Genomic DNA, 6,866 nt, shown 5'->3' on the forward strand with positions numbered 1-6,866 from the left:
GACGCCGCCCGCCAGGACCTGCGTCTTGTCGGGCTCGGAGCCCTCGACGTTTCCGCCGAGTTCGCTCGCGGCGAGGTCGACGACCACCGAACCGGACTGCATCCGCTCAAGGACGGCCGCGCTCACCAGCAGCGGCGGCCGGCGCCCCGGCACCTGGGCGGTGGTGATGACGACGTCGGAGCGGGCGATGTGGGCGTCCAGCGCCGCACGCTGCGCCCGCTGCTCCTCCGGCGTCAACTCCCTTGCATAGCCGCCTCGTTCGACGTCCGGCGCGTCACCCTGCGGGCTCTGCACGTCGAGAAACCTGGCCCCCAGCGACTCCACCTCGCCTCGCGAGGCGGGGCGCACGTCGTAGGCCGAGACGACGGCGCCGAGGCGGCGGGCCGTGGCGATGGCCTGGAGTCCGGCCACGCCGGCACCGAGGACGAGGACCTGCGCCGGGCGCATGGTGCCCGCCGCGGTCGTCAGCATCGGGAAGAACCGGTCGTAGGAGTCGGCGGCGAGCACGGCCGCCTTGTAGCCGGCGACATTGGCCTGGGAGGTCAGCGCGTCCATGGACTGGGCGCGGCTGAGAGTGCGCGGCAGCAGGTCGAGGCTGAGCGTGCGCACCCCGCGCCCTTCCAGGTCCTGTACCAGGGCGGGCTGCAGCAGCGGTTCCAGCAGGCCGATCAGCGTCTGCCCGGTGCGCAGGGACGCGGCGGTCTCCTGGTCAGGCGGACCGACGCACAGGACGACGTCCGCGCGTGCGTACAGCTCCTCCGGGGATACGACCGCCGCGCCCGCGTCGGTGTAGTCCGCGTCGGCGAACCAGGCGCCGGCGCCGGCCCCGGTCTCGACCAGGACGTCGATCCCGGCCCGGCGCAGCAGGGTGACGGCCTCGGGGACGAGGGCGACCCGGCGCTCGCCGGGTGCCCGCTCCCGTACGGCAGCCACGGTGACGTTTGCCATGTTCCGCTGCCTCTCTTCCGGTGTCCGGGGGTCGCCCGGGCCCCGGAACTCGAAGACGAGCGCGTCTCGGCCGTACGCCGAGTACCTCGTCGAAGAAGATCGGCACCTCAATGGCAGCATTGTCCGCGGGCAGCGCGACCGTGACCACCCGTCGGCCGCGGTCGAGCACGCGCCTGCGGAAGGTGAATTGGCCGGCTGGGAGGTGGCGGTCAGCCGCCGAGCTGCACCCACCACACCAGTTCGGTGCCGCCGCCCTCCGGACGGTTGAGTTCCAGGTGCCCGCCGAACTGCCGGGCGCGCTCGGCCATGTTGCCCAGTCCGCTGCGCCGGCCGTCCTCCGGGATGCCCACGCCGTTGTCGGACACGGTCAGGCGTACCTCCCGTCCGTCGGTCTGCAGGACCACGTCGGCGCGGTCGGCCCGGGCGTGCCGGGCGATGTTGGTCAGCGCCTCCGAGAGCACCGCGATCACCTGGTCCGCGATGTCCCGCGGCACGTCGGTGTCGACCAGGCCCTCCATGCGGACGCCGGGGGCGAAGCCCAGGACGGCGGCGGCCTCGTCGACCTGCCGGACGGTGCGGGCGCGCAGCCCCGTACCGGCCCCGCCCTCGCGGGACCGCAGGCCGAAGATGGTCGATCTGATGATCTTGATGGTCTCGTCCAGGTCGTCCACCGCGCGCCCGACCCGCTCCGCGGCCTCGGGATGCTCGATGAACCGGCCCATGCTCTGCAGCGTCATGCCGGTGGCGAACAGCCGCTGGATGGCGAGGTCGTGCAGGTCCCGGGCGATGCGGTCGCGGTCCTTGAGCACCGCGATCTGCTCGGCGTCCTGGCGGCGTTCCGCCAGTTCCATCGCCACGGCGGCCTGCGCGGCGAAGGCCTGCAGGGTCTCGGTCTCGGCCGACGGGAACGGTGGCCGGCCGGCCTTCCGCGCGAGCAGGAGCACGCCGCGGACGCCTCCCTCGCGCGTGCCGATGGGCACGGCCACGGCGGGCCCGAGGCCCTCGAAGCGGGGAGGTTCCGGGGAAACCCGCTCGTCATGGGACACGTCCTCGCTGACGACCGACTCGGCACGGGAGAAGGCGAGTCCCATCAAGGTCCTGTCCATGGCCAGGACGAGTCCCCGATGGGCCTCGGAGTCCAGTCCGACCGCGATCTCGACCGTGAGCGAGCCGGTGTCCTCCATCGGCAGGGCGACCGCCGCCAGGGCCGAACCGGTGATCTCGCGCGCCCGCTCGACGATCACACTCAGGGCCTCCGCACGCCCGGCCCCGGACATCAGGGTGTGCGTGATCTCCGCGTTCGCGCGCAGCCAGCGCTCCCGCAGCCGGGACTCCTCGTACAGGCGGGCGTTGTCGATCGCCACGCCGGCGGCCACGGCGAGCGTGGACAGGACCGCCTCGTCCTCCTCGTCGAACTGCGCCCCACCGCGCTTCTCCGTCAGGTACAGATTGCCGAAGACCTGGTCGCGCACCCGGATCGGGACGCCGAGGAAGGAGTTCATCGGCGGGTGGTGGGCCGGGAAGCCGTACGAGGCAGGGTGCTCGGAGAGCTTCGTCAGCCGCAGCGGCTCCGGGTTGCTGATCAGCTCACCCAGGATGCCGTGGCCCTCCGGGTAGGGGCCTATCCGGGCGATCTGCTCCGCCGTGACGCCGACCGTGTGGAAGGCCGACAGCCGCTTGCCGTCGGGGCCGATCACGCCGAGGGCCGCGTACTCGGCGTCCACCAGGGCGGCCGCGGCCTCCACAATGCTGCGCAGCGCCTGCTCGAGGTCCAGTTCACGGCCGACCGAGAGCACCGCCTCCAGCAGGCTGTGCACCCGGTCGCGGGTGCCGCGGGCCGCGTCGAGGCGCGCCTGCAGCTCCGCCAGCAGCTCGTCCAGCCTGAGCTGCGGCAGGCGCACACCGGCCTCCCCGGACTCTTCGGAGCCTGCCACCCGTGATCCTCCACATCGCCTCGACTCGTCGACCACATGAGGTCATGTGCCACGGTATCGGTCGGCGGCAGGCGGCGACACGGGATCTGAGCGGAGTCCATGCGCTGACGCACGGTCGCCGCGCGCACCGCGAGGCCGGGCACGCGGTCGATGACGTCCATCTCCTTGTAGCCGCGCACGTGCAGGTTGGGGTGGCCGCTGCGCCGGCAGGCCAGACAGCACCCCCCGGCGGTCTCCCGGTTCAGCCGGTGGTGTGTCCCCACTGCCGGCCGACCCGCTCCCACTCGGCGCCCCACCGCTCGGTGGCGCGCCGCTGGATCCGCAGCCGGGCCAGCGCCCCGGCGCCGAGCACCGTCAGGCCGGCGGTGAGGGCGGCCCCGGTGCCGACCAGCACCACGCGGGTCGTCGCCTCGGCCGGGTTCATGGGCGCCGGAACCAGACGGTCACGTCCGTCGGTCCACGCCGTCACCGTGCTGCCGGGTTTCGCCGTGGACCGCACGTCCGTCGGCCCGGTCCGCACGGTGCCCGTCGCGTCGGTCCAGCGCACCGTCGCCCGGACCCGGTCGCCGGTGAAGCCGGTGACCACGTCCCGCCCGCTGCCGGGCACGGTCCGCACGAGCACCGCGGTCACCGGGTGGCGCCCCGCCCGAGCCTGTTCCACGACCCCGTCCGCGATCCGCGCCCCGATCACCCCGGCGGCCACCGCCCCCACGGCCGCGACCGTCCAGACGACCAGCACCATCCACGCCTCGACCACGTCGCTGTGCCGACGCAGCGGATTGCGGCGCCAGCGCCATCCCAGGACCTTCCCCCGGTGGAGCTTCCGCATCGGTCACACCCCCTCACGGGCGCAATGACGACGGCCACGCCTGAACGGGCCCACCTCAACAGTCTCACTCCGTGGCGGCCGACGAGACCTTCTCGGGGAGCCGATTCGCGGGTCAGACGGTGATACGGCGCCCGGTGACGGCGACCGGATCGATGCGCACCCACTCGTCGCGCCACCCGCCCGCCCAGGGGGTGCTGTGGGCCAGCTCGGTGAGCCGCCGTACCTCCCCGGCGTCGGTCACCGTACGGGCGTGGCCCCGCACCAGCACGCTCCAGCCGCTGCTGAAGGCGTCGTCGATGCGGTCGACCTCGAAGGCGACCTGGCAGCCGGCGGCCTGTGACGGTGTGGTGCCGGGTGCGGTCCGGAAGACGATCGCACCGTCGACGACGCTGTAGTTGACCGGCACGATCACGGGTCCGGACGCGGTGGGCACCGCGATCCGTCCCACGCCGTGCGTGGCGAGCAGGTCCCGGCACTCGGCGACGTCGAGCTCGCTGAAGTCCGGGGCGCGACCGGCGCGCCCCATACCGTGCGGCAGCTCACTGTCGCCGCCGGTGAGGTCCCGCACGGTGGTCCCCAGGGCCTCGGCCAGCCGCAGCAGCGCACCGGGCCCCGGTGCGGCTCCGGGGCGCTCCTCGAGGTACTGGACGTACCCCGGGGCCATGCCGGCCCGGTCGGCCGTCTGCTCGAGGGTGAGGCCGAGTTCCGTACGCCGTGCGACGAGCCGGCGCCCGAGATCACCCAGCGCCTGGGCCTCGGCGGCCCGGGAAGCGGCGTGTTCCGCCATGATCCGTCACGTCCTCTCGTCCGACCGGCCGGCGAGCGACGGCGCCGGGATCGCGCCCCGCAGATCCATGGTGCCCCGTCCGTCGACGTCACGCTTGGGCCGACCGGGCCGGTCTCAGCGGGCCGGGATCACGCCGTGCACGTGACCTTCGCCCGTTGAGCGCGGATACTTCCGAGAGTGGCCGCAGTACGGGGCCCATGGTCAGGCACGCGTCTCACCAGGAGGAACCCATGAAGATGTTGATCAACGTTCCGGAAAGCGTGGTCGCCGACGCGTTGCGGGGAATGGCAGCCGCCCATCCCGAGCTGACGGTCGACGTGGAGAACCGGGTGATCGTACGGCGGGACGCCCCCGTGGCCGGGAAGGTCGCCCTGATCTCCGGTGGCGGCTCGGGGCACGAGCCGCTGCACGGCGGTTTCGTGGGCCCCGGCATGCTGTCGGCGGCCTGCCCGGGCGAGGTGTTCACCTCCCCCGTGCCGGACCAGATGGCGCGGGCCGCGGCGGCCGTGGACAGCGGCTCCGGTGTGCTCTTCATCGTGAAGAACTACACCGGTGACGTGCTGAACTTCGACATGGCGGCCGAGCTCGCCGAGGACGAGGGCATTCAGGTCGCCAAGGTGCTCGTCAACGACGACGTGGCGGTCACCGACAGCCTCTACACGGCCGGCCGGCGCGGGACCGGCGCCACCCTGTTCGTGGAGAAGATCGCGGGTGCGGCGGCGGACGAGGGACAGCCGCTGGAGCGGGTGGAGGCGATCGGCCGGCAGGTCAACGAGAACTCCCGCAGTTTCGGCGTCGCCCTGAGCGCCTGCACCACCCCCGCCAAGGGCAGCCCCACCTTCGACCTGCCGCCCGGCGAGCTGGAGTTGGGCATCGGCATCCACGGCGAGCCCGGCCGGGAACGGCGGGCGATGATGACCTCCGGGGAGATCGCCGACTTCGCGGTGGGCGCGATCCTGGACGACATGACCCCGCGCAACCCGGTGCTCGTCCTGGTCAACGGCATGGGTGCGACACCGCTGCTGGAGCTGTACGGGTTCAACGCCGAGGTCCAGCGGGTGCTCACCCAGCGCGGGGTGGCCGTCGCCCGCACCCTGGTCGGCAACTACGTCACCTCCCTCGACATGGCGGGCGCCTCGGTCACCCTGTGCCAGGTCGACGAGGAACTGCTCAGGCTCTGGGACGCGCCGGTGAAGACGCCTGGGTTGCGCTGGGGCATGTGACGGCGGCGGCCCCCGGTGTCAACGTACCTACCACGCAAGGAGATCCCGTGCTCGACGCCGACTTCTTCCGCCGTTGGATGACGGCGACCGCCGCGTCCGTCGACCGCGAGGCGGAACGGCTCACCGCCCTCGACTCGCCCATCGGGGACGCCGACCACGGCAGCAATCTGCAGCGCGGGTTCCGGGCCGTGACCGCTGCCCTGGAGAAGGAGGCGCCGGACACACCGGGCGGGGTCCTGACGCTCGCCGGACGCCAGTTGATCTCGACGGTCGGCGGCGCGTCGGGGCCGCTGTACGGCACGCTGCTGCGCCGCACCGGAAAGGCGCTGGGCGATGCCGCCGAGGTGGACGAGGGGCAGCTGGCCGAGGCGCTACGGGCCGGGGTGGACGCGGTGATGACGCTCGGCGGGGCCGCGCCGGGCGACAAGACCATGATCGACGCGCTGGTGCCGGCGGTGGACGCGCTCGGCGGCGGTTTCGCGGCGGCCCGGGCCGCGGCCGAGCAGGGTGCGCTGGCGACGACACCGTTGCAGGCCCGCAAGGGCAGGGCCAGTTACCTCGGGGAACGCAGCATCGGGCACCAGGACCCCGGCGCCACCTCCTCGGCCCTGCTTGTCGCCGGCCTGGCGGAGGCGAACGGTGAGTGACGACAAGGTGGTCGGCATCGTGCTGGTGTCGCACAGCGCAGAAGTTGCCGCTTCCGTCGCCGAGTTGGCCAAGGGGCTGGCAGGCGGCGGCACGTCGGTGCCGGTCGCCCCGGCGGGCGGCACCGAGGCCGGCGGCCTCGGCACGAGTGCGGAACTGATCGCCGCGGCGGCCGCCTCCGTCGACCGGGGTGCCGGAGTCGCCGTCCTCACCGACCTCGGCAGCGCGGTCCTCACGGTGAAGGCCCTCCTCGCCGAGGGCGACGAACTCCCGCCGGACACCCGCCTGTTGGACGCCCCCTTCGTGGAGGGGGCGGTGGCCGCGGTCGTCACGGCGGCGGCGGGGGCCGACCTGTCGGCGGTGGAGACGGCGGCAGCGGAGGCGTACACCTACCGAAAGGCCTAGCCTCGCCGTTTCGCTTGGGTTTGGCGGCTGGCGAGGCGGAAACGCGAAAGTGCCTTCCTGACCTGGGACGATGAACCTTGCTGAGGGGTTCTGTC

Annotated in this window: 7 protein-coding genes; 3 read left to right on the forward strand and 4 right to left on the reverse strand. The window is 73.2% G+C overall.

What is annotated here, in order from left to right; genetic code table 11:
- From ACIRVK_RS45005 to ACIRVK_RS45020, 4 genes are all read right to left on the reverse strand, one after another.
- The coding region (locus ACIRVK_RS45005; protein ID WP_404257891.1) for an NAD(P) transhydrogenase subunit alpha at positions 1–948 on the reverse strand (948 nt) is incomplete at its 3' end.
- 209 nt (positions 949–1,157) lie between these two features.
- Positions 1,158–2,882 carry a GAF domain-containing protein gene (locus tag ACIRVK_RS45010; RefSeq protein WP_404257893.1) on the reverse strand — a complete coding sequence of 575 codons (1,725 nt, stop codon included), beginning with the start codon at positions 2,880–2,882 and terminating at the stop codon, positions 1,158–1,160.
- A gap of 241 nt (positions 2,883–3,123) precedes the next feature.
- Positions 3,124–3,711 carry a hypothetical protein gene (locus ACIRVK_RS45015; protein ID WP_404257895.1) on the reverse strand — a complete coding sequence of 196 codons (588 nt, stop codon included), beginning with the start codon at positions 3,709–3,711 and terminating at the stop codon, positions 3,124–3,126.
- Positions 3,712–3,823: 112 nt separating this feature from the next.
- Positions 3,824–4,498: a helix-turn-helix domain-containing protein gene (locus tag ACIRVK_RS45020; protein WP_404257897.1), complete on the reverse strand. Its 675-nt coding sequence runs from the start codon at positions 4,496–4,498 to the stop codon at positions 3,824–3,826.
- A gap of 230 nt (positions 4,499–4,728) precedes the next feature.
- Between ACIRVK_RS45020 and dhaK the strand changes: the two genes are divergently transcribed.
- From dhaK to ACIRVK_RS45035, 3 genes are read left to right on the forward strand one after another with little or no spacing between them, the layout of a single operon-like run.
- Positions 4,729–5,721, forward strand: coding sequence for a dihydroxyacetone kinase subunit DhaK (gene dhaK / locus ACIRVK_RS45025; protein ID WP_404257899.1), 993 nt, complete (start codon positions 4,729–4,731; stop codon positions 5,719–5,721).
- Between the two features lie 47 nt (positions 5,722–5,768).
- Positions 5,769–6,368 (forward strand): dihydroxyacetone kinase subunit DhaL, encoded by a 600-nt coding sequence (gene dhaL, locus ACIRVK_RS45030; protein ID WP_404257901.1) that lies wholly within the window; start codon positions 5,769–5,771, stop codon positions 6,366–6,368.
- On the forward strand, positions 6,361–6,771 hold the full coding sequence (locus ACIRVK_RS45035) for a PTS-dependent dihydroxyacetone kinase phosphotransferase subunit DhaM (RefSeq protein ID WP_404257903.1): 411 nt from the start codon (positions 6,361–6,363) through the stop codon (positions 6,769–6,771). Before dhaL ends, ACIRVK_RS45035 begins: the two co-directional genes overlap by 8 nt.
- Positions 6,772–6,866 lie beyond the last annotated feature (95 nt).

It is taken from the genome of Streptomyces sp. NPDC101152 (assembly GCF_044768275.1).
Taxonomy (GTDB): Bacteria; Actinomycetota; Actinomycetes; order Streptomycetales; family Streptomycetaceae; genus Streptomyces.